Origin of the sequence: Hyphomicrobium facile (assembly GCF_900116175.1) — a bacterium.
GTDB lineage: Bacteria > Pseudomonadota > Alphaproteobacteria > Rhizobiales > Hyphomicrobiaceae > Hyphomicrobium_B > Hyphomicrobium_B facile.
The window spans coordinates 931,513-953,521 of the sequence record NZ_FPCH01000003.1 but is presented as its reverse complement, the minus strand read 5'-3'; the positions used below and the strand labels follow the sequence as shown (position 1 = coordinate 953,521).

Sequence of the window (22,009 nt, the reverse complement as noted above, 5' to 3'; positions counted from 1 at the left end):
CAGAAGACGCCAGCGCGGCTTCAAATTGGAGATGTCATATGAAAATCGTCGTCATTGGGGGCAGCGGCCTCATCGGATCGAAAGTCGTGGGCTTACTTCGTGGCAAAGGTCATGAGGTTCTGGCGGCGTCTCCGAACACGGGCGTCAACACAATCACGCGCGAGGGTCTGGCCGAAGCGCTGACGGGCGCCGCTGTCGTGGTCGACGTTGCGAATTCTCCGTCGTTCGAGGACAAGGCAGTGCTTGAGTTCTTCGAGACAGCGGGACGCAACCTGCTCGCCGCAGAGGTGGCTGCCGGCGTCGGTCATCACGTGGCCCTCTCGGTTATAGGCGCTGATCGCCTACCTGAGAGCGGCTACATGCGCGCCAAGTTCGCCCAAGAAAGGCTGATCCAAAACTCGAGAATTCCCTACACGATTGTGCGCTCGACACAATTTTTCGAGTTCGTCGGTGCGATCACGCAATCGGCCGGAGATGGTCCCACCATTCGTTTATCGCCAGCGCTTCTTCAGCCGATAGCTTCGGATGATGTGGCTTCGGCGCTGGCCAAGCTTGCCGCGGGCAATCCGGCAAACGGCATTGTGGAGTTGGCAGGGCCTGAGAAGATCCCGCTCGATGAGCTCGCACGCCTGCATCTGGCGGCCAAAGGAGATAGCCGCCGGGTGATCGCGGATGTGCACGCCCGCTATTTCGGCACCGAACTCGACGACCGGTCGCTCACACCAGGCGAGACGCCTCTGCTGGGATCCATCCGTTTTGAGGACTGGCTGCGTCGTTCATCGGCACGAGCCTGATCTCGTCATCCCTCTTCCAGAACGACATCCACAGGTGCTTCAACACCAGGAGATTTACCGTGCTCAAACCAATCTGCATCGCCGCAGCGTTCGTGCTCGGCGTCGCCGCCATCGCCAACGGCACGTTCATGTTGATCGATCCGGAGCGCTGGTATTTGGCCGTACCCGGCGTGACGACAACCGGGCCGTTCAACCAGCACTTCGTGCGCGACATCGGCTTGATCTTTCTGCTTCTCGGAGGTGCTTTCCTCCTCGGTGCTGCACGGCCGGATCTTAGAATTCCGTTCTGGGGCGCGGCAGCGATCTGGCTCTCGGGTCATGCACTCTTTCATTTTTGGGAAGTGGCCGTTGGCATCTGTGGGCCTTCCGCCTTGGCGCGTGACTTTCCGGCGGTGACGGTGCCGGCGATTGTCGCACTCGCAATCACTGCTTGGGCGATGGCCGACGCGCGCAACGCGAGGATCACATCCGTCGGGAGGGTCTCGTGATGAGTGCGCTCACGGGACAGGTCGTCATCACCACCGGCGGAAGCTCCCGCATCGGCCGAGCCGCGGCCCTGAACTGTCTACGAGAGTTTGGATGAAACGAATGCGTACTCACTCAACCCAAGGAGATCCTGAAATGTTGGACGCAAAGACAAACATGAACTTGGACAACACCACGCCTCCCCGGAAATCGAGACCCGACGAATTGGTCCCGTCGCGCTACGCGGTACGGATCGGCGAGATTGACGTGCTGGTGGTCAGCGATGGAGTGTTACCACTTCCAACCAAGATGTTGGGACACAACGCCGACCCGGCCATCCGGGCGGCCTGGCTGAACGACATGTTCCTGCCGCCGGACGCTTTCGACTGGGCGCTGAACGTGGTCGTGGTGCGTAGCGGCGGCAAAACCATCCTCATCGACGCTGGACTGGGATCCGACCCCGACTTGCAGTTGCCGCGAGCTGGGCAGTTGATCAAGCGACTGGAGGCCGCCGGCATCGATCTCGCATCCGTGACCGACGTGGTGCTTACCCACATGCACATGGATCACATTGGTGGGCTCCTCGTCGACGGGGTGAAAGACCGGCTGCGTCCGGACCTGCGGATCCATGTGGCGGCCGCCGAGGTCAAGTTTTGGGAGTCGCCCGACTTCACCCATGCCGACATGCCGGCGGGGTTCCCGGACGCGCTTCGGTCTGCCGCCAAGCGGTTCGCGAAAGAGTACCGCAGCCAGCTGCAGCTGTTCGATGAGGCGTACGAGGTGGCACCGGGTGTCGTCGTCCGTCGCACGGGTGGCCACACTCCCGGGCACAGCGTGGTCCGCCTGGCATCCGGCGGCGACCGGCTGACGTTCCCGGCGACGCCGTCTTCGCGGTCGGATTCGACCATCCGGACTGGCACAACGGTTTCGAACACGACCCCGAGGAAGCGGCTCGCGTACGGGTCCGTCTTTTGCGGGAGCTGGCTGAGACCGGCGAAATGCTGGTAGCCACTCACTTGCCGTTCCCGTCCGTCGGCCATGTGGCAGTCGACGGCGACGCATTTCGTTGGGTGCCGGTCTTCTGGGACTACTGATCGCGTCGTGGGTTAAAGCCGAACCAGACGGCCGCCAAGCACGGCGCCGCCTGCACACTCGCGCGATCCTACAGCACCGCGTCCCAGAAATCTTTTGGGATCGCGGTGTCCTCTTTCTGGAGAGCTATGGTTTGCTATTGCGGGGCTGCAAGGACAGAAGCGCGAGCGCCATCACAACAAAGAGCGCCAGAAAGACCCCGGGCGGATTGGGATGTCATGGGCCGCGAGGTGAAGAACAAAAAGGCGCTTGCCAATCCCGAGGCGCTGGAACTGGTCCTCGAAGAGCTCAGGCATTGGCCCGGCCTTCTTGATATCGCTCGATGGCGATGTCGAAGAGAGTGAGTACGGCAGCGTGACCTTCAGTGTCGTTGATGTGCGTGAGCGCGGTGGCTCCGACGAAGGGCCTCATTGCAGTCATCGCAAGATCGTGCGCCAAATGAAGATCGTTGGTGAATTCATAAGCCGCCGCCACAAGAGCGCCCAAAGCACAACGTCGCTCAGCGTTGCTGTCTATTGGGCCGACCGAAACATCCATCGCATCCCGCCCGAGGTCGCCCCGACACCAACACCGTTGGTCCTCGATCAGGGCTCGGGCCCTCTCCAGAATCTGAACTTTAATCGGCTTCGACATGGCGATCCTCGCCTTCAATCTCCCCCTTCTTTGCTGAACTTAACCCGTCGCGCACAGTACTTCTTGTCGTCGAGGAGAACAATTGCCAACGACCCCTATTCACTTCGCTGGGAAAGAGAGAAAGTGACGATGCATGACTCAGAAGGATATGCTCTCGGCTCGTGAGCGCCGCTTGCGTCGCGGCGCAGCGCGCAAGGGGCTCGCGATCCGTAAGGCGAGCCACGGCCAGGATCGCGGTCGATACTTGGTTGTCGATCCGGAATTTGGCGGGCCCATCCGTTCGCACAGCCGCACACACCCCTATTCGTTCTCGCTGGAAGAAGCCGAGAACTATATTGCCGAATAGAACCGGCCGGGACCGACTTGGGGTCGGGCGTCAGTCCAAGTTCGGAGGTTAGATGATATACATCCGCCTGGGATCGGAATAGAGTGGGCTTCCGGCGTGGCCGTGGGCACCCAAGCGAGGCGGTGCTGTGCTAACAGCCCACCAAAGAAATGGTTCAGAAGTCGCGGAGGGCAATGTCGATGACGCCTCCGACCTTGAAGCCCACGCCCGCAACGTCCCACGCACCGCCCAAGGGGCCGCACTTTGCACCCGCTGGGTATGTGAGCGCGCACTCGCCGAAATAGTTTCCGGCAAAAAGGCGCTTGCGGGCAGCCGATACGCTGTGTTCGCTGAGGCTGCGCTTTTTGCCGGTCGAAAGTGACTGACTAACTGAGGTCGGAAAGCGAGGTATGCCTTGAGTATCGCACCGTCACTCCAAAAGTATCTTGAGGGCCGTGACGTCCGTTATGACGTGGTGACACACGAGCCTACGATGCGTTCTTCAGCGACGGCCGAAGCCGGCGGCATCGCAGAAGACAATCTCGCCAAAGGCGTACTTATACGTCGTAAGGACGGCTACGTCTTAGCGATCATTCCGACCTCCTGCCACGTGAGTCTCGACGCGCTCGGCATGTGGTTGCAGCAGCCGGTAGGCTTGGCGAGCGAAGATGAGGTCGCAACTGTATTCGCGGATTGCGCACTTGGCGCTATCCCACCGGTCGCGGGCGCCTACGGACTGCAGGCCGTGATGGATGACAGCCTCGAAGGGTTCGATGATATTTACTTCGAGAGCGGCGACCATCGCACTCTGGTGCGTTTGAAAGGCCGCGAGTTTCACCGGTTGATGGCTGACGTGCCGCATGCCCACATTGGCGCGCGCAACCATTGACGACACTTGGACCGGAGTAGCTTCCTCCGTCAGGAGTACCGGCATGCGCCCGTGGTTGATCGAGTCCGTCAACACGTTCCGCGTCGTCGTCATGAAGCCCATCACCTGCCGGTAACTTCATGGTTCCACGCATGCTGCGCGCGGTTTGGCAGTGACGACTCCCCGGTTGCGCAACTACTCTGATCTTGTTAGAAAAGTTGCGTCGCTAGACGGCTAGCGTCATTCCCATACGATCCCTGGGGACGACCCCATCTCAAATAGGAGATGGTGGTGTCGCCCGTTCCAGCATTAGCGGCTTGGCTAAGCTTCCGTTTCATCGCGGGAGCAAACGATGCCCGCTAGTTTGCGAAACTACGGCTTAGCAGATCAGGAATTCCGCATCCTTCGTGGGGCCAACCTTGTTGCTCCCGTCATCGGACATTTAGCCGGCGCGCCTCTCTACAAATCTCTCCAGGACGAATGCGGACGGCGGTATCGCAGGAAGCAAGCATGAAATCGCGTCAAAATTTTTGCCTCGAACTGGATTGGAACCTTCTCAAAATATTTTATGGCATCGTCGGAGCGAACGGCGTGTCGTCCGCTGCAAACGTCTTATGGCGAAAGCAGTCCACACTTAGTCTGGCGCTCCAAAGACTCGAAAAGCAACTAGGCAAGACACTGTGCCATCGCGGGCCGGCCGGTTTCGAGCTAACCGACGAGGGACGGATACTGTACGAGTGCGTGAGCGAAGTTTACGCCAAGTTTGACCGCATTCCGGACAACCTCGACAATGCTTCAAGGGACCTTCGGGGTCGACTTCGGCTATGCACCATTAGCAACTTCATCGACGCGAAATTTGATAAGCTTCTGGTTGCATACAGCACGCTATGTCCACTTGTTGAACTCCAGATTAAAGTGGCTCCATGGGAAACGATATCTCGGGCGGTGCTTCGAAACGAGATCGATGTCGGTATCACTGCCGTTCATACGAAGTACAAAGAGCTGCGATACGAGTTTCTGACGCGTGAAGTGCATTTGGTGTACTGCGGGAAGCGCCATCACCTCTTCGGAACTTCTGTTGGATCCGTCGAGGCTTTGTCGGACGAGCCGTTGATTTTAACGGGAGCCGATGAGCCGGATACACTGGCTCACTATCGATTACGTCATGGGCTTGGGAAACGCATTGCAGCGTCGACGCCCAATCTGGAAGAGGCAAAGCGGCTCGCCGTTCTCGGATTGGGAATTTGTCTGCTTCCTGAACGTATGGCTGCAGTGGACGTCAAAAAGGGAACGCTCCATCCCCTTACTCCGAAATCGTTGGGCACTGGATGTGATATCTACGCGATTTCAAACAAGCATGCGCCGAAGCGGCTAGTGACCGAGATCTTCATGGAAGAAGTGGGCCGGAGGCTCAAGCGCACCGAACAAATCTTGCCCGACGAAAAGGCAGAGACTTCGTAAGCCCAGCCTTACTAGCCTGCGATAGAACTCAAGTTCGCACGCTCTTCCCCGTGCCTTCCCGGACATGCATCGACCTAGTCAATGCATAAAATAGCTTTAGGGGAGGTCTCTAATCCGCGTCCCTATGATCTCCTATAGCGGGTCTTTGCATCTTGTGTGTCGAGGTGCGGATCCGCAAAAAAAGAACATATGGGGAGGTGGGATGTCGGAGATGGCTTTAACGGCCGCACCGGATGTGTCCGAATATACGGGCACGATGCGCCGCACTTTGAATTGGAAGCATGCGTTTTGGATAGCGTCCGGCACGCCCGTGCTAGTGCTGTTCTCTATCGGCGCTGTTGCATCTGCCGCCGGCAATATCTCATCCGCCGTATGGATGATGTCGATGCTCATCGGCTTTATTCAGTGTTTCACGTATGCCGAGATATCGGGCCTTTTCCCAAAAAAGTCCGGCGGCGCCTCCGTCTACGGTGCCATTGCCTGGGTTCCCTACGGCAAAATGCTGGGGCCAGTTTCTGTTTGGGCAAACTGGTTCTCTTGGTCGCCCGTTCTCGCGATCGGTTCGGGACTTGCTGCAGGCTACGTCCTAAATCTGCTGTTTCCCGCTGATTCTCTGATCAGAACCTGGCAGATCACATTGTTCGATCTGGGCTTCATTAAAGACGGTGTCGTTGTCCGACTCAACGCGACTTTTTTCCTCGGCTTGGCGTTGATGCTCACGGTTTTCGCGATCCAGCATCGTGGAATTCTAAAAGCGGCGCGAGTGCAGATGATTATCGCCATCGCTGTGCTGCTGCCGCTTCTTCTGATCGGTGTCGTGCCGCTGCTGACGGGAGACATTCGTTCGGAAAACTTCACGCCATTCGTGCCGCTTATCCAGGACGCGGCCGGACAGCCAATGAATGGCGCCTGGGACATGGTTGGAATCACGACTCTGATGGCCTGCCTTTTGTTGGCAGCGTGGTCAACCTACCCATTCGAGACGGCAGTCTGTTATGTGAGCGAGTTCAAGAATCCGGGTTACGACACGGTTCGGGCACTGGTGTATTCTGGCTTGCTATGCATCGCGTTCTACACGCTCGTCCCTTTCGCATTTCAAGGATATTTGGGCCTTAACGGTCTTCTCGACCCAGGAATTTACGATGGCACCGGCGTGGGCAAAGTGATGACCCAAATGATCGGTGCAGGACCCATCCTGGGCAATATCGTCATCGCAACGTTGACATTATCGATCTGTCTGGTGGTGATGACGGCGATGGCCGGCTCGTCACGGACGCTCTATCAAGGTGCCCACGATGGTTGGCTGCCAAAGTATCTCTCGCGGGTGAATAGTCACGGTGCGCCCGTAGCTGCGATGTGGACAGACCTCGTGTTCAATGCGGCGCTTCTGTCGATCTCGGACTACGTTTTTCTCATCGTCCTCGCCAATACGACCTATATGGTCTTCGTGTTCCTCAATCTGCAGGCTGGATGGCTTCATCGCATCGATCGCCCGAATCGAGAGCGGCCGTATCGTGCGCCCGCGTGGCTGTTGGCCGTAGGTGCAGGATGTGGCTTCCTCAATCTTCTCATCATGGGTTGGGGCGCAGACTTCTGGGGGCAGCGCGTTCTGCTGACCAGTCTTATTATCGTTGCTGGTATCATCCCCATTTTCGCCTACCGCCATTATGTGACGGACGGGGGCAGCTTCCCACGTTGGATGCAAGACGACCTGGAGGAAGGAGGCAAGCCCTTAACCCGCCGTGCCGGCCTGTTGCCCTACATAACGCTGCTTGCGGGTGGTTTGACGATCTACGCCGGACACCTACTGGCCACGTATAGTCAGCCTTGACGATCTGTAAGTCAGAACACGAGGAGGTGCCGCGGCCTGGAGCCGTGGCACCTTGCTACTTCGGTTGATGCATATGAGCGCTGCGGCCCTCCTAGCATTGATAAATGCAATGCTATCGATTGAAATTTCGAGAGTGTTTATAATTCGCGATTTGCGGAATCCTCATCGTCACCGACTTGTTTCGAAGGGGATACGAAATGTCTGACGATAGGAAGAGTGGGGATGGTTCCGGCCACCACAAGCATAGACATCACCTACATGGGGTGAAACGGGAAGATACTCACGGCGCTAAGAGCATGGAGACGTTGTCTCGTATTTCCCAGACTAAGCAGGACGAGGAAACGGCCCGGTCGCTGCAGTACGGGCTCGAAGCCGCCTCGTCCGTCATCGATCGCAACATCTCGTTGTTCAGCCGGGGTCATCAGCCGGCGTTTGCCGGCATCAATACCTTCATGAAGGCGCCGTACTGCGAAGACATCCGCAAGATCGGCAACTTCGAGGCGGCCTTTGTCGGCGCGCCCTTCGACTCGGCGACGACCTACCGGCCCGGCACACGCTTTGGGCCGCAAGCGGTCCGCCGGATCTCGGCGCTCTACGACGGCTATTGGTTCGATGGCGGCGTGGATATCTATGAGGAGCTCGATCTTTGTGATGCGGGAGACATCTTCGTCATTCCGGGCAACATCGAGAAGACGTTCGACCAGGTGACCAAGGCCGTGTCGCACATCTACACGTCGGGCGTTTTCCCGATCATCTGTGGCGGTGATCACAGCTTGGGCTTCCCCAACGTGCGCGGCATTGCTCCGCACATCGACGGCAATGTCGGCATCATCCACATCGACCGGCACATCGATATCCAAGAGAAGGATATGGATGAGCGCATGCACACGACGCCGTGGTTCTGGACGACGAACGAGGGGACGCACGCCTCGCATCGCGATCATAGCCACATGCACGATGTCGGCTTGCCCAACTGCCACCCGAAAAATCTCGTGCAGATCGGCATCGGCGGCTGGTACGGCAATCGTCCGGGAACGGCGGTCGCCAAGCGTCGCGGCACCAGCGTGCTGACGATGCATGACGTGCAGCACTACGGCCCGAAGAAGGCCGCCGAAATTGCGCTCGAGATGGCGTGGGAAGGCTGCAAGGCGGTCTATCTGTCGTTCGATATCGACTCGATCGATCCGGGGTTTGCGCCCGGCACCGGTTCGCCCGAGCCCGGCGGACTTCTGCCGCGCGAAGCTTTCGAGATGATCCATACCATCGCGGCGGAAGGCCTTTGCGGCATGGAAGTCGTCGAGGTGTCGCCGCCGTACGACGTCAACGACAACACGGCGCAGCTCGCCTGCCGCGTCGTGCTCGATGTGCTCGGAACTCTGGTGGCGAACGGCAAGCTCGGCCATCGCAGCAAAGTCATGAAATAGGAGGGCGTACGATGAGACATTCACGCGTGCAGCACGTTCTAAAAGCCGTCGGCGCTGGCTCGATTTTGATGGTGGCTGCAGTTGCGCCGGCGTCGGCTCATGTCGGACTCGGCGCGGTCCACACGTTCAGTCAGGGCTTTCTGCATCCCATGAACGGCCTCGACCACATGATCGCGATGCTGGCTGTCGGTCTGTATGCCGCCAATCTTGGGGGACGAGCGTTTTGGCTCGTACCGTTGGCATTTGTCGGCACAATGATCTTCGGCGGCCTGTTGGGGTACTATGGGTGGCCGCTGCCGATGGTCGAGGCTGGCATCGGTCTTTCAGTTGTCGTCATGAGCATGGCAATCGCTCTTGGCGTGCGCCTGCCGACCGTTGCGGCGATGGCGCTTGTCGGAACCTTCGCGCTTTTCCATGGTCACGCGCACGGCAACGAGGGCGTAGGCCTCGGCTTCGCCTTCCTTCCCTATGCTGCAGGATTCGTTGTCGCGACGGCACTGCTCCACGCCTCTGGGCTTGCTCTCGGAGCCGGCTTCAAACATGTGGGCGCAGCGCAATCGAGCCTTTTGAATAGGCTTACGGGCGGCCTCGGAGCAATTGCAGGCATATCCCTACTAACGGGCCTTATGGCGGCCTAGTGATTGCTGTTACCGCAGGCGCACAATCAAATTGCGCCTGCGGATCTTTCTGCTTCCTGAAACGGCAATTGTCGGAGATAGGGCAATAACCGACGTTTAAGTGAGCATCGAACAATCCTTCGCGATTCAGTCGCCCCTCGGATGGTCGATCGCGTGTTCAAGCCGTGAGCAGAGTTGTTCACGTTGGGAAGTGCTTCCTAAGACTTCGTTGCCGGGCGGTGCTTCTTCTTATGGGAGTACTTTGACACAGGCTTATTTGCGCCGTTTGACTTCGACGAACCGGGGTGAGGCCCGGTGCCCTTGGAATGAGCTCTCGGCGCGTCGCGCTTTCGATGGGGATGGGCGCCGGTTTTCTCTTTGTTTCGATCCCGCCATGGCGTCTTCGCGCGCGGACCCGTTTCAGGAACTGACGAGGTTGCGGCTTTGGCCCCGTCGTCCTCCATGGAGGCGCCGATGCGCGAGATCCGCCCCTCGTTGGGCTTCATTGAACTCGCGGCATCCGCGAACTTGTCTGCGAATTCGGCGGCGATCTGGAAGCGTGTGTCGCGGTCGAAGATCTTGATGGAACCGATCTCGGCCTTCGTCACATTGCCGGCGCGGCAGAGAAGCGGCAGCAGCCAGCGGGGCTCGGCGTTACGCTCGCGACCGATATCGACCCGGAACCACACCATCTCACGGCCCTGATCACGAACGGGTCGCGTGGAGTGGCTGTCTCTCGGGCGCGTGCTTGCGCGCTCGTCTCGATCTTGCCGCGCATGACTACGTACTTGCCCATGCTCGCCCCGCTCCCGTGGTGCTCGTGCACGATCGTCGCGCCGCGGCGGACCGGTATCTTCAGTAAGATCTTCCGGCGCAGGAAGCTGGGCACGGTGGATGCGGACCAGGGCGAGAGCAATCTCTTCTGCCGTGCGGTTGGCCTGAAGGGATTTCGTAAGCTTCAGATCCTCGTCGGTCGCGGGATCGGTGAAGATAGAACTGGCCAGAAAGCGCTCCTGATCGCGTGTGCGGATCTCCTCAGCGGTCGGTGCCGCCCCCCACGTGACCTTGAGCTTGGCACCGGCCAGCAGCGCATCGGCCTTACGCCGGCGGTTGAAGGGGACAATCAACATGCACAGCCCCTTGTTACCGGCCCGCCCAGTGCGACCCGAGCGGTGAAGGAGTGTCTCGGCATCGTTGGGCAGATCGGCGTGAATGACGAGCGTGAGAGCCGGCAAGTCGATCCCGCGTGCCGCCACATCGGTCGCGACGAGAACGCGCGCACGGCCGTCACGCAGCGCTTGCAGCGCGTGTGTGCGCTCGCTCTGCGTTAATTCTCCGGATAGGGCCACCGCAGAGAAGCCTCGTTCCAACAAGCGCGCGTGCGTCCGCTTCACGGCTTCACGCGTCGAACAGAACACAATCGCGGCACCGGCCTCGTGAAACCGAAGTACGTTGACGATGGCGTTTTCGGTGTCGCCCGGCACAACGCGAATGGCGCGATAGTCGATGTCGGAATGCTGCTCGTGGCTCTTTACCGTTTCGATGCGAACGGCGTCGCTCTGGTAGCGGCGCGCCAGCGCTTCGATCTCGCGCGGCATGGTGGCCGAGAACAGGAGCGTCTGGTGGGCTTCAGGGGTTGCGTCGAGAATGAATTCCAGATCCTCGCGGAATCCGAGATCGAGCATCTCATCGGCCTCGTCAAGCACAACGGCTGCGAGTTTTGTCAGGTCAAGCCGCCGTCGTTCTAAATGGTCCCGCAGGCGTCCGGGCGTGCCGACCACGATATGGGCTCCAAAGCCGAGTTGGCGGGCTTCCGCGCGCGCGTCCATACCGCCGACGCAGGCCACGATACGCGCCCCGGTGTCTGCATAGAGCCAGTCGAGTTCGCGCTGCACCTGCATGGCAAGCTCACGCGTGGGGGCGATGATCAGGGCCAGCGGCTCGGCGGCTTGCGACAGACGTTCCGCTCCTCCAAGCAGCGTCGGGGCGATGGCAAGTCCGAAGGCGACCGTTTTCCCGGAGCCGGTCTGCGCAGAAACGAGCAAATCGCGCCCCACCGTGTTGGGATCGAGAACCGCGAGTTGCACGGCGGTTGGCACCGAGTAGCCACGCGCGACAATTGCGCGCCCAAGCGCGGGATGAACCGACGGGAAGGTCATGATTGGGAACTTTTCGAATGGAGGAAGCCTGCCGGACTCTACTCGAGTGGCAGGCGCACGTCGCCAAGAGTGTGTTATTTGGCGTGCCTAGCCGTTTTTCGGCATTACCGCTAGCGGGCAGGTTGGCGCGCTTCGAATGTTGGTTAGCCTGCGACAAACTTCGGCCACGTAAGACTTTCGGCCGGCGCTGATCTTTACGCTCTAAACAATTCCGGAATTCGCAGACCATGGATTGCCGCTTACGATTAGATCGGCAAGAATTTTCGCAGCTTTCTGGAGCACCCCGTTGGTTTCGGCTGCAGAGAGGCACACGCGCACGGCGTCGGGAGCAGCCTTCGGATCCAGATTGAAAAATGCTGCCGGGCTGACGCCGACACCGCGAAGCTTCGCTTCGGCCGCAAAGACCTCGCTCTGCCATTCGGCCGGCATATGCAGCCAGACGTGAAACGCGTTCGGCTTTGATGAATAATCCAAGCCGCGGAAGGCCTGTTCGACAATACGTTGCCGCTCCGCATTGCGTGCCCGCTGTGCTTTCTCGAGCTGAACAATGAGCCCGCTGCGCACGAGACGGGCTGCGATTTCGGCTTCGATCGGCGCTGCCATGAGGATCGTAGCGCGCAGGGCTGCACCGACCGCCCGTCGCCACTGCTCGGGAACACGCATGTAGCCGATCCGCATACCCGGACCGCAGCTTTTGGAAAAGCTTGTGATATAAATCGCCTGCGACCTTAGCCGCGCCGATAACGGCTCGCGTCGCGGCGAAAGAAGAAACCCGTAAACGTCATCTTCGATCACCGCAATCTTGTGACGCTCGCAAATCCGCGCGATCGCTTTTCGGCGCGCGGAGGACATGATCGTGGTCGTGGGGTTATGCAGGTTCGGCGTGCAATAGAGGACGCGCGCCGCGCTCATGCGAACGGCCTCCTCAAGAGCATCCGGCCGCAATCCATCATCGTCCATCGCAACACTGACGACGTTCCGGCCGAGCATTCGAGCCGCGGCGCGTGCGCCATAGAATGTCGTCGCCTCCATGAGAATGCTCTCACCGGGCTCCGTCAGAGCGGAAATCGCCATCGCGATGCCGTGCTGGGCGCCTGCACAAACGACGATATCGTCGCTTCCGGCCTTGATACCTAATGTTTCAAGGTACGCGCCTCCTGCAGCACGGTGCGAAACGATGCCGATATCGCTCTGTCTGCCGAGGAGCGCACCGTAGTCCATGTCGCGCGTGACCTCGCTTGCGAGTTCGCGCAAGTTCGCAAGCGGCGGCGCGCCGGCTGGGAAATTATGTGAAAGATCGATGAACGGCGTGTTGTGCGGCATCGAGGGCTGCGACGCCGGAGAGTCGGGAAGCCTCGCAAGGACGAACGTACCCTGCCCGACGCGCGCCTCTGCCAGACCGCGCCGCTGAATTTCCGAATAAGCCCGCGTCACTGTCGTGACATCGATCTCCAATTCATCGGCGAGAGCGCGATGAGTCGGCAGCCTCGCGCCGTTCAGGAGCTCCCCATCGTCGATTGCGCGCGTAACGGCATCGGCAATCGCGATATACCGCGGCCCCTTCAGACGTCGAACTTCAGAAATCCATTTCATCGCGGTCGCAAATTCTCCCGCGATCATTGTATGGATTTATTGAAATCGTTGAAGCCGCTTTGTCTGCATATATTCGGTGCAGAAAGCCGAACCGTTGAGCAGTAGACGCGACGTCAGCAGATCGTTGCATACGTCCTAAGCTGAAAAAGTCCATGATTTCCACGGGCCATTTCAACTGGCGTCGAAATCATCCTTCAGCAAATCCCTGGCACACGCCTTGCAAAATATGCGTCAGGGATTTCGGCTGTATGGATCTTCTTATGTCTGCAAATATCGCGCAATCGGTACCGCAATTTCACATGGTCCCGAACGCGCCCGAACCGGTCGCCACATTCTCGCATGCCGTTGAAGCGGGGAACTTCATCCACGTCACGGGACAGATGCCGACCTATCCCGGCGAACCCGAACGTCCGATCCCTTCGGGCATCGAAGCGCAGACCCACCGCGTGATGGCCAATCTTCAAGTTGTGTTGGCAGGCCTCGGACTCGACTGGTCGAACGTCGTGCGCGCCGGCGCCTATCTAACCGACTTCGAAGAGGACTACGCGCGTTTCAACCAAATCTATTCGAGCTACTTCCCCGCCGATCGACTGCCGGCACGGACATGCATTGGCGTAACGGCCCTGGCGCGTGGCGCGCGCGTCGAAGTCGATCTCGTCGCCTTTCGTCGGCTTCCGCGTTAGAGGGGTCCTGCACGATGAGCGCGACCGATGCGGGCCCAGGATTTCAGCTACGGCGTAGCATCCCTGCGGGACGCTATCGCCTGCTGGCCGTGGTGGGTTTCGTTCTCTGCTTGCTCGTTTGGGGGCTCATCAGCGCGTCAAACATCGTCGATCCGGTTTTTCTTCCCACACCGATCGCCGTCGCGCGCACAATGGTGGAGATCTTCAGCTATCAAACGATCTGGTCGGATCTTTGGGTCAGCTTTGTGCGCGTAACGGTTGGATTTCTTCTCTCCGCCGCGATCGCCCTTCCCGTCGGCATTCTCATCGGATCGTTCAAGCCGATCGAAGCCATCGTCCAGCCTGTGACCGAGTTCGTCCGCTACGTTCCAGTCCCGGCATTGATCCCGATTTTGATGGTGACTCTCGGAATCGGCGAAGAATCCAAATGGGCGCTCATCTTCATCGGCACCTATTTTCAGCTCGTGCTGATGGTTGCAGATGAAGTCCGGCGCGTGCCCTATGAGCTGCTCCAAGTTGCTCAGACACTTGGCGCCACTCAGGGCGAAATCATCCGTCGCGTTCTCTGGCGCTCGGCGATGCCGGGCATTTTCGATGCGCTGCGTCTCTGCAACGGCTGGGCCTGGACGTACCTCATCGTTGCCGAGCTCGTTGCGGCGAACGAAGGACTTGGATTCCGCATCCTAAAATTCTCGCGCTTCCTGCAAACCCCGAAAATCTGGGTCTACCTCATTCTGCTCGGCGCCATCGGACTGCTTCTCGATCTGATGTTCCGTTCGCTCAACCGCTGGCTTTTCAAGTGGGCGGAGACCGGCAAATGAACCCCATCCTCGAGGTACAGGCGGTCTCAAAAATTTATCCGACCGACACGGGCAGCGTGGAAGCCTTGCAACCGACGTCATTCAAGATAGAGCCCGGCGAATTCGTGACGCTCATCGGCCCGTCAGGGTGCGGAAAGACGACGATGCTCTTCATACTCGCAGGGCTCGAAGCGCCGACCGGCGGCTACATGTTCGTCAAGGGCCGCCAGGCCGTTGGACCCGGAGCCGACCGCGGCATGGTCTTCCAGAACTACACACTCTATCCGTGGCTCACGGTCACGGAGAACATTCTCTTCAGCGCGACGCTGAAGACATCTCGCCAGGGCGGAGACGAGCTGAAATCAGCAAAAGAGCGGTGCAACGCGCTTTTGTATCTGATGGGGCTCGAAGCATTTGCGAATGCTTATCCGCGCGAATTGTCCGGGGGGATGAAGCAGCGCGTTGCCATCGCACGCGCGCTGCTTCCACGCCCCGCAATCCTCCTTATGGACGAGCCGTTCGGTGCCTTGGACGCGCAGACGCGCGAAGAAATCCAGCAGCTGACGGCGCTTCTCAGCCGTCACGAAGGCACGACCGTTCTGATGGTGACGCACGACGTGGACGAGGCGCTTTTTCTGTCGACCCGCACGCTCGTTTTCTCGCCGCGGCCCGGCGCGATCGTCGAGGATATTACGGTTCCATTCGGCGATGTCCGCACGCTCGATTTGAAGCTCGCGCCCGAATTCATTTCGCTCAAACGCCGGATGCTCGATCTGCTCCGGCACGAGACGGACAGAAGCCGCAACGATTATCTGCAACGGCTGTTGCAAGCGCAGCAGCCCGAACCACCCCGCATACATAAACTGCGCAAACCGTGAAAGGATTACCTATGAAAGCTGGTTTCCGGGCCTTGGCGGCCGGTCTTGCACTTGCTCTATCGGTGGCTTCATGGTCGTCGGCGGAGGCCGACACGCTGAAGCCGTACAAGGTCGGCTACAACAGCTGGATCGGATACATTTCTCTCTTCATCGCGAAAGAGAAAGGGTTCTTCACGGACGAAGGACTGGACATTCAGATGCAGTCCTTCAGTTCGCCTGGAGACGGCCTTGCGCCGCTGCTTGGCGGTCAGCTTGACGCGCATTTCTCGACCGCGGATAGCGTCATCACCGCGCTCGACAAGGCTCCCGGCCGCTTGGAGATCGTCTACATGACGGATACGTCCGCCGGTGCCGACGCTATTCTCGCCAAATCGGAAATTGCGACGCCTGCGGATCTCAAGGGCAAGACGGTTGCAGTGACGGCTGGTCAGTGCAACGAGTTGCTGCTCCGCAAGGCGCTGACGAAATACGGTCTGACCCCCGGCGACATCAAGATCACCAACATGAACCCCGATGACGCCGGCGCCGCCTTCGCTGCGGGACAGCTCGATGCCGCCGTCACGTGGGAGCCCTGGATCACCAAGGTTCAAGGCGAGAAGAAAGGCCACGTGATCTTCTCTTCGAAAGAAACGCCGAACCTCATCCTCGATATCGTCGCCATCAGCGATAAGACCGCGAAAGGCAAGTCGGATGAAACGAAAGCATTTCTGCGCGCTTTGAACAAAGCCAACGAGCTTGCTATTTCCGACCCAAAGGCCGCTGCCGATCTCGCGGCAAAATCGCTGGAGCTTAAGCCCGAGGAAGTTGTCGACATGCTGCCGAAGGTGAAGCTCTACGGTGCGGCCGATAACGTCACCCAGATGAAGGGCCCCGCAATCGAGGTCGGAAAGGAATTGGCGGCGTTCTTCAAAGAGGTCAAAGTGAACGACGGCATCGTCGACACGTCGAACGTCTTCAATCCCGCATTCATAGGCCAATAAGCGATGCAGCCGCTTTACCGAGCCATACCGGCGGGCAAGGTGCAAACGCACGACACGGCTCTTCTTGTCATCGACATGGAGCGCGACTTCGTCGATGCGGGAGCCATTCAAGAAACGCCGGGCGGGCGGGCTATCGTGCCCGCCATCAACCGCCTCATCGGCTGGGCCCGCCAACACGGACTGCCGGTGATTTTCACGCACGAAATGCACCGGGCGGACCATAGCGACTACGGCATCGAACTGGAGTTCGATCCGGTGCATTGTCTCGAAGGAACTCCGGGCTGCGAGCTCACGGACGGATTGGACGTTCGCCCAGAAGACTGGCGCATCCGCAACAAGCGCCGGTACGATTGCTTCGTCGGAACCGATCTCGATCTCTTGTTGCGCTCACGCGGCATCAAGAATTTGGTCTGCTGCGGAGTGACGACGCACTGCTGCGTCATGAGCACGGTCTACTCGGCGCGGAATCTCGATTATCGTGTCATCGTGCCGACAGATGCGGTCGCCGCCGTTTCACCGGAACATCAGGCGGCGGCGCTGCTGTGCATGAGTGACGTCTTCGCCTATCTCTCGTCGACGGGCGACATTACATCGTGGCCGCTCGCCGCGGGGACTTTTGAAACAGGGACGGCAGTGCAACACCCGTATACCGTTGTCTGATAAATTCTACGCATCGGGCATTCAAGGCTGCGTCACCGCTCCGCATCGCGCCGCCGCCGAGGCCGGAAAAGCGATCCTCGCCGAAGGTGGGACCGCCATCGAGGCGATGGTCGCCGCGGCAGCCACCATCGCCGTCGTTTACCCACATATGAACGGCCTGGGCGGCGATGCGTTCTGGCTCATCAAGCGGAAGGGACACGACCCGATCGTCGTCTCCGGTTGCGGTCGCGCAGCCGAACGCGCGTCGGTCAGCTATTATCGTGATCGCGGATACTCTGCTCTCCCCGTTCGCGGGCCGGACGCTGCGCTGTTGGTCCCAGGCGCCATAGCCAGTTGGCAGTTGGCGCTTGACCTCGTTCCAGAAACACAACGGCTACCGTTGGGGCACCTGCTGCGAGATGCAACCGATTACGCAATGAATGGCTGCCCCGTGTCGCGCAGCCTCGCCGCGACTCTTGAGACCTTTTCACCTGGCCTCCGCACGATCCCTGGATTTGAAGAGGTCTTCCTGCCCGGCGGCCGAGTTCCCGGCGTTGGCGAATGCTATCGCCAAGCCGCGCTCGGCACCACGCTCTCGAAACTCGCAGAAGAAGGGCTCGAAAGCTTCTATCGCGGCGCGCTTGCGGAAACACATGGGCGCTTTCTCGAAATAGCCGGAAGCCCGCTTCGTCTAGCGGACTTTCAATCCTACAAGGCGGAATACACCAAGCCGATCTCGACCGTCATTCGCGCGGGAACGCTCTATAATTCCCGGCCGCCCACGCAAGGATTGGCATCCTTGCTCATTCTCGCGATCTTCGACCGTTTGAGCGTCGAATCCGCCGACGGCAGCTCGTATATCCATCACCTGGTCGAAGCGACCAAGCACGCCCTGACGGTCAGGAATACCAACCTCGGCGATCCGGATTTCATGGTCGCTGACACGTCCGAGCTACTTGCGCCCGATGTCATCTCGGCGGCCGCAGCATCGATCGATGCCGGCAGGGCGTCTCCGTGGCCTGGACCTTCTGCACTCGGCGGCACCGTTTGGATGGGCGCGGCCGATCGCGAAGGCACCGTGGTCAGCTTCATCCAGAGTCTGTTTTGGGAATTCGGCTCAGGTTTGACCTGCCCCGAAACCGGCATCGTGTTCGAGAATAGAGGGGCAGGTTTTTCTCTCGCGCCCGGCCCCAATCAGCTCGCGCCACGAAAGCGGCCGTTCCACACGCTCAACCCGGCTCTTGCCGAACTGACCGACGGGCGCACTATGGCGTACGGCACCATGGGCGGCGATGGCCAACCGCAAACGCAAGCCGCGGTGTTCACGCGCTATGCCATGTTTGATTTCACACTCGAGCGCGCGATTGCAGAACCTCGTTGGCTCCTCGGCAAGACGTGGGGTAACGACAGCTTATCGCTGAAGCTCGAAGGCCGCTTCCCCTTCGAAACAGAAGATCAGCTGAATGATCTGGGACACACCACAGAACGGGTCGCGGACTATTCTGAATCCATGGGTCATGCAGGTGCGATCGTCGTCCACCCTTCGGGGCTGATCGAAGGCGCCAGTGATCCACGATCGGACGGCGCCGCCGTCGCGTTTTGAAGTCCGACATTCCTAAACGGGAGCCATGCGTGACGAAGCACTTCATAGAGGCGAACCCCTACCCCTGGCCGCACAATGGCGACCTGCGCCCAGAGACGACTGCTTTGCTCATTATCGATATGCAGCGCGATTTCTGTGATCCGCACGGATATCTTGCCTCGTCAGGTTATGACATCGCCGGCACACGTGCGATCGTACCGGTGGTCACCTCCGTCTATCAGCAGGTCCGGTCTTGGGGCGGTCTCGTGATCTACACCCGCGAAGGACATCGGCCCGATCTCAGTGACTTGCCGCCGCTCAAGGCTTGGCGTTCGCGGCGAGGCGGAGGCGAGATCGGCACGCCAGGGCCGATGGGACGATTGCTCGTCCGGGGCGAACATGGCTGGGACATCATTGACGAACTCAAGCCGCAATCGGGCGACGTCGTCGTCGACAAGCCAGGATACAGCGCATTTTACGCGACAGATCTCGAACGCATCCTGAGCACGCGAGGGATCAGAAATCTCATTCTGACCGGCGTCACGACCGATGTGTGCGTTCACTCGACGCTGCGAGACGCCGTCGACCGAAATTACGAGTGCCTAGTCATCGAAGACGCCTGTGCCGCAAGCGTCCCCGAGAACCACGCCGCTGCATTACGCACCATCGCAACAGAAGGCGGAATATTCGGTGCCGTGGCGAATTCTGCCAGTCTCAACCTTAAGCCAAAGTCTTAATGCATGCCATCTTGCCAAGGAAATTGAACCGAAGAATGCGAGTTCGTTCACGGATCTCGAGCAGCTTCGAAGGCAATGTCCGCCGACTCGCCATCGAGACATAGCTGCATCATGTGTGCGCCCTCGTCAGGCGCTAGCCCGCCGCTGCCTGCTCGTAGATGTCGTCTTCCTGGGCATTGTGCATGCGGACCAGGGATTCGATTGATTCAATGACCCGCTGAGCATCCCGGATCAGATACTTGTCGACGGCCTCGATCTTCAGGCCGTTCGACAATCTCGAAAGCAATCGCGACAAATGAAGAATTTCGCGGTGCGCACGGCTCATGGCAACAAGCCCAGGAGCGTCATGGAGGATCTTGGCAATGCGCGGATAGACGTTGCTCTCATCGTCGCGTTCGTGTTCGACGATGTTCCGGGCAATCAGTTCGTTGGCCTCAAGGATCAGCGGAACCGCGCTATCAGCAGATGCTTCGTCGAGCGCATCCGCAATCTCCCTCAGACGATCGAGGCACGCCTGAACATCGGTGTGACCCTGCCGAAGAGCACGACTGGCAGCCGTCTGGAGATGCTGCTGACCAAATCTCCATCCCGGAGTCAGAGCACGCAGTGCATTGAGTATGACCGCGACATCAATTGCCTCCTGTGTAAGTGCGCCCTCCACCGGCGTTAAATATCCGAACGCCGCAGCGATCATCGCCATGCCCGACATGCCCATGCCCGCGGCGATGCTCTGAATAGCGATGCGGCGCGTTCGTCGAGCAATCGCAACTGCATCGGAAACCCGATCAAGCTGATCAACCAGAATAACGACGTCGGCAGCCTCTGAAGACGCGCTGGCGCCACGCGCGCCCAACGCAATGCCGACATCGGCGGCCGCAAGAGCAGGCGCATCATTGATGCCATCGCCCACCATGATCGTCGGATGAAGCCGCTGTTCGACGACAACAGCCTCCACTTTGTCGGACGGAACTCGTTCAGCAAGCACGGCATCAAGGTCTAGAGCTGCGGCAATCGTATCCGCCGACTCGGCTCGATCGCCGGTGACCATCATGATGCGCTTCACGCCGGCGGCGCGCAGAGCTTGCACAGCCCTAGGCGTCTCGCGCCGCAATTCGTCAGCCAAGAGAATGGCCCCGATTGTTTTGCCATCCACTGACACAAACACACTCAGCGCGGATCGCCACGATGCCCGGCGAAGCGCGCGCACCGCCCAAGGCGGCGGCCGCCCCTGGCCGTACACTAAGTCGAAGGAACCCACGCGTACTTGGCGACCTTCGACCAAACCCTGAAGGCCCGACCCCATCGTCTCTTTGACCTCCGTCGGCTGAGAAAGCACAAGTCCCCGTGCACGCGCTGCCGCAACGATTGCCGCCGCGACGACATGATGGGAGGCCTGCTCAAGAGAGCCCGCAAGGCGCATGATCTCGTTAGCCGACTGGTGCGGCGCGGTTTCGATGGCAACAAGTCGCGCGCCGCCAACGGTCAGCGTGCCGGTCTTATCGAACATCACAGTATGCGTTCGCGCCAACGCTTCAATCGCAGCACCGCCTTTGACGAGGACGCCGCGGCGAGCGGCTCGGGAGATACCGGCGATAAAGGCAACTGGAGCCGCCAGAATGAGCGGACAGGGAGTCGATGCCACGAGAACGGCAAGACCGCGAATAGGATCGCCCGACCACAGCCAAGCTGCCGTCGCCAACGCAAGCGTCACCGGCAGCAGCAACAACGCATAGCGATCCGCCAGCCGGATGAACGGTGTCTTCGCCGTTTGCGCAGCGGTTACGAGTTTGATGATGCCAGCGTAAGTGCTTTCACTGGCACTCGCTGTCGCGCGCATTTCAAACGTTTCACCCGCGTTAATCGTCCCGCTATGAACGGGATCGCCTTTCGGGCGCGTCACGGGAATGGGCTCGCCCGTCAACGCCGCCTCGTCGAGCGTTGCTGACGCGGCGAGGATGACGCCATCAATGGGAATGACTTCGCCTGCGCGCACCAATACGGTATCGCCGACGGCGACGTCTTCGATCGCGACGTCTTCCAACGAGTCTCCGCGGCGCCGATGAGCGATGCGCGGCGCGCGGTCGGTCAGGGACTTGAGATCGCGTTCGGCGCGCGCGACAGCGAAATCTTCGAGAAGATTCCCGCCCGCATACATGACCGCCACAACGACACCGGCAAGAGGCTGACCCAGCACTAGCGCCGCCGACATTGAGATGAATGCAACTGCATCGACACCCATACGGCCGGCCATGAGGTCGCGAACCATGGACACGAACAGCCCGATGACGACCGGCACCGTCCCGGCCGCCCAAGACCATCTCGCCGCATGAGGATAGCCCGCCGTGTAAAGCAGGCCGCCGACGGTCAATCCGGACAGTGCAACGGCGATCAGGGCTCTGCGTTGCAGTCGTTCCGTAAAAGCAATAGGCACAGTTGAGCCTCGCAAAA

19 protein-coding genes and 1 pseudogene are annotated in these 22,009 nt (G+C 59.7%); 16 read left to right on the top strand and 4 right to left on the bottom strand.

Annotation, left to right across the window (positions count from 1 at the left end; genetic code table 11):
* Positions 1–38 precede the first annotated feature (38 nt).
* The 3 genes and pseudogenes from BM399_RS17685 to BM399_RS17675 all read left to right on the top strand — a co-directional run bounded on the left by BM399_RS17685 (position 39) and on the right by BM399_RS17675 (position 2,353).
* Positions 39–794 carry an SDR family oxidoreductase gene (locus tag BM399_RS17685; protein WP_092869020.1) on the top strand — a complete coding sequence of 252 codons (756 nt, stop codon included), beginning with the start codon at positions 39–41 and terminating at the stop codon, positions 792–794.
* A gap of 59 nt (positions 795–853) precedes the next feature.
* Entirely contained in the window at positions 854–1,282 is a 429-nt protein-coding gene (locus BM399_RS17680; protein ID WP_092869019.1) for a hypothetical protein, read from the top strand.
* A gap of 133 nt (positions 1,283–1,415) precedes the next feature.
* Positions 1,416–2,353, top strand: a pseudogene (locus tag BM399_RS17675) (MBL fold metallo-hydrolase).
* Between the two features lie 286 nt (positions 2,354–2,639).
* Here the strand turns inward: BM399_RS17675 and BM399_RS17670 are convergent.
* Positions 2,640–2,984, bottom strand: a complete 345-nt coding sequence (locus BM399_RS17670) for a DUF6197 family protein (RefSeq protein ID WP_092869018.1) — start codon at positions 2,982–2,984, stop codon at positions 2,640–2,642.
* A 133-nt stretch (positions 2,985–3,117) separates the two neighbouring features.
* On the opposite strand from BM399_RS17670, the gene BM399_RS17665 reads away from it, so the two are divergent.
* The 6 genes from BM399_RS17665 (at position 3,118) to BM399_RS17640 (ending at position 9,531) form a co-directional block, all read left to right on the top strand.
* Complete coding sequence (locus BM399_RS17665; protein ID WP_092869017.1) at positions 3,118–3,330, top strand: hypothetical protein; 213 nt, start codon at positions 3,118–3,120, stop codon at positions 3,328–3,330.
* Positions 3,331–3,802: 472 nt separating this feature from the next.
* Positions 3,803–4,198 carry an aminoacyl-tRNA deacylase gene (locus BM399_RS17660; protein ID WP_244531331.1) on the top strand — a complete coding sequence of 132 codons (396 nt, stop codon included), beginning with the start codon at positions 3,803–3,805 and terminating at the stop codon, positions 4,196–4,198.
* Between the two features lie 489 nt (positions 4,199–4,687).
* Entirely contained in the window at positions 4,688–5,638 is a 951-nt protein-coding gene (locus BM399_RS17655) for a LysR family transcriptional regulator (RefSeq protein ID WP_177228200.1), read from the top strand.
* Between the two features lie 202 nt (positions 5,639–5,840).
* The gene (locus tag BM399_RS17650) at positions 5,841–7,469 is read left to right on the top strand and encodes a trimethylamine N-oxide permease (RefSeq protein WP_092869014.1); all 1,629 of its coding nucleotides are present in this window, start codon (positions 5,841–5,843) and stop codon (positions 7,467–7,469) included.
* Between the two features lie 296 nt (positions 7,470–7,765).
* Positions 7,766–8,893: an agmatinase family protein gene (locus BM399_RS17645; protein ID WP_092866481.1), complete on the top strand. Its 1,128-nt coding sequence runs from the start codon at positions 7,766–7,768 to the stop codon at positions 8,891–8,893.
* Between the two features lie 11 nt (positions 8,894–8,904).
* Positions 8,905–9,531 carry a HupE/UreJ family protein gene (locus BM399_RS17640; RefSeq protein ID WP_092869013.1) on the top strand — a complete coding sequence of 209 codons (627 nt, stop codon included), beginning with the start codon at positions 8,905–8,907 and terminating at the stop codon, positions 9,529–9,531.
* A gap of 197 nt (positions 9,532–9,728) precedes the next feature.
* On the opposite strand, the gene BM399_RS17635 is transcribed toward BM399_RS17640, so the two are convergent.
* Positions 9,729–11,669 carry a DEAD/DEAH box helicase gene (locus BM399_RS17635; RefSeq protein ID WP_092869012.1) on the bottom strand — a complete coding sequence of 647 codons (1,941 nt, stop codon included), beginning with the start codon at positions 11,667–11,669 and terminating at the stop codon, positions 9,729–9,731.
* Between the two features lie 201 nt (positions 11,670–11,870).
* Positions 11,871–13,262, bottom strand: a complete 1,392-nt coding sequence (locus BM399_RS17630; RefSeq protein WP_177228199.1) for an aminotransferase-like domain-containing protein — start codon at positions 13,260–13,262, stop codon at positions 11,871–11,873.
* A gap of 260 nt (positions 13,263–13,522) precedes the next feature.
* Here BM399_RS17630 and BM399_RS17625 point away from each other — a divergent pair, with 260 nt between their 5' ends.
* Genes BM399_RS17625 through BM399_RS17595 form a run of 7 tightly spaced genes read left to right on the top strand, consistent with a single transcriptional unit; the run spans position 13,523 to position 19,561 of the window.
* Positions 13,523–13,945 (top strand): RidA family protein, encoded by a 423-nt coding sequence (locus BM399_RS17625; protein ID WP_244531330.1) that lies wholly within the window; start codon positions 13,523–13,525, stop codon positions 13,943–13,945.
* 14 nt (positions 13,946–13,959) lie between these two features.
* Positions 13,960–14,766 (top strand): ABC transporter permease, encoded by an 807-nt coding sequence (locus BM399_RS17620; protein ID WP_092869010.1) that lies wholly within the window; start codon positions 13,960–13,962, stop codon positions 14,764–14,766.
* Positions 14,763–15,623: an ABC transporter ATP-binding protein gene (locus BM399_RS17615; RefSeq protein WP_092869009.1), complete on the top strand. Its 861-nt coding sequence runs from the start codon at positions 14,763–14,765 to the stop codon at positions 15,621–15,623. The genes BM399_RS17620 and BM399_RS17615 overlap by 4 nt, the downstream gene beginning before the upstream one ends.
* An 11-nt stretch (positions 15,624–15,634) precedes the next feature.
* Positions 15,635–16,603: an aliphatic sulfonate ABC transporter substrate-binding protein gene (locus BM399_RS17610; RefSeq protein WP_092869008.1), complete on the top strand. Its 969-nt coding sequence runs from the start codon at positions 15,635–15,637 to the stop codon at positions 16,601–16,603.
* Between the two features lie 3 nt (positions 16,604–16,606).
* Positions 16,607–17,263: a cysteine hydrolase family protein gene (locus tag BM399_RS17605; RefSeq protein ID WP_092869007.1), complete on the top strand. Its 657-nt coding sequence runs from the start codon at positions 16,607–16,609 to the stop codon at positions 17,261–17,263.
* Positions 17,256–18,845 carry a gamma-glutamyltransferase family protein gene (locus BM399_RS17600; RefSeq protein ID WP_092869006.1) on the top strand — a complete coding sequence of 530 codons (1,590 nt, stop codon included), beginning with the start codon at positions 17,256–17,258 and terminating at the stop codon, positions 18,843–18,845. The genes BM399_RS17605 and BM399_RS17600 overlap by 8 nt, the downstream gene beginning before the upstream one ends.
* Positions 18,846–18,874: 29 nt before the next feature.
* Complete coding sequence (locus BM399_RS17595) at positions 18,875–19,561, top strand: cysteine hydrolase family protein (protein WP_092869005.1); 687 nt, start codon at positions 18,875–18,877, stop codon at positions 19,559–19,561.
* 133 nt (positions 19,562–19,694) lie between these two features.
* Here the strand turns inward: BM399_RS17595 and BM399_RS17590 are convergent, their stop codons facing one another.
* The gene (locus BM399_RS17590) at positions 19,695–21,992 is read right to left on the bottom strand and encodes a heavy metal translocating P-type ATPase (RefSeq protein WP_425284093.1); all 2,298 of its coding nucleotides are present in this window, start codon (positions 21,990–21,992) and stop codon (positions 19,695–19,697) included.
* Positions 21,993–22,009 lie beyond the last annotated feature (17 nt).

What these genes read in the sequence shown, in the direction of transcription:
- BM399_RS17605 (WP_092869007.1), top strand. Translation starts at nt 16,607, where the DNA reads ATGCAGCCGCTTTACCGAGCCATACCGGCGGGCAAGGTGCAAACGCAC.
- BM399_RS17670 (WP_092869018.1), bottom strand. Translation starts at nt 2,984, where the DNA reads ATGTCGAAGCCGATTAAAGTTCAGATTCTGGAGAGGGCCCGAGCCCTG.
- BM399_RS17685 (WP_092869020.1), top strand. Translation starts at nt 39, where the DNA reads ATGAAAATCGTCGTCATTGGGGGCAGCGGCCTCATCGGATCGAAAGTC.
- BM399_RS17635 (WP_092869012.1), bottom strand. Translation starts at nt 11,669, where the DNA reads ATGACCTTCCCGTCGGTTCATCCCGCGCTTGGGCGCGCAATTGTCGCG.
- BM399_RS17660 (WP_244531331.1), top strand. Translation starts at nt 3,803, where the DNA reads ATGCGTTCTTCAGCGACGGCCGAAGCCGGCGGCATCGCAGAAGACAAT.
- BM399_RS17645 (WP_092866481.1), top strand. Translation starts at nt 7,766, where the DNA reads ATGGAGACGTTGTCTCGTATTTCCCAGACTAAGCAGGACGAGGAAACG.
- BM399_RS17610 (WP_092869008.1), top strand. Translation starts at nt 15,635, where the DNA reads ATGAAAGCTGGTTTCCGGGCCTTGGCGGCCGGTCTTGCACTTGCTCTA.
- BM399_RS17655 (WP_177228200.1), top strand. Translation starts at nt 4,688, where the DNA reads ATGAAATCGCGTCAAAATTTTTGCCTCGAACTGGATTGGAACCTTCTC.
- BM399_RS17620 (WP_092869010.1), top strand. Translation starts at nt 13,960, where the DNA reads ATGAGCGCGACCGATGCGGGCCCAGGATTTCAGCTACGGCGTAGCATC.
- BM399_RS17665 (WP_092869017.1), top strand. Translation starts at nt 3,118, where the DNA reads ATGACTCAGAAGGATATGCTCTCGGCTCGTGAGCGCCGCTTGCGTCGC.
- BM399_RS17630 (WP_177228199.1), bottom strand. Translation starts at nt 13,262, where the DNA reads ATGAAATGGATTTCTGAAGTTCGACGTCTGAAGGGGCCGCGGTATATC.
- BM399_RS17640 (WP_092869013.1), top strand. Translation starts at nt 8,905, where the DNA reads ATGAGACATTCACGCGTGCAGCACGTTCTAAAAGCCGTCGGCGCTGGC.
- BM399_RS17615 (WP_092869009.1), top strand. Translation starts at nt 14,763, where the DNA reads ATGAACCCCATCCTCGAGGTACAGGCGGTCTCAAAAATTTATCCGACC.
- BM399_RS17650 (WP_092869014.1), top strand. Translation starts at nt 5,841, where the DNA reads ATGTCGGAGATGGCTTTAACGGCCGCACCGGATGTGTCCGAATATACG.
- BM399_RS17625 (WP_244531330.1), top strand. Translation starts at nt 13,523, where the DNA reads ATGTCTGCAAATATCGCGCAATCGGTACCGCAATTTCACATGGTCCCG.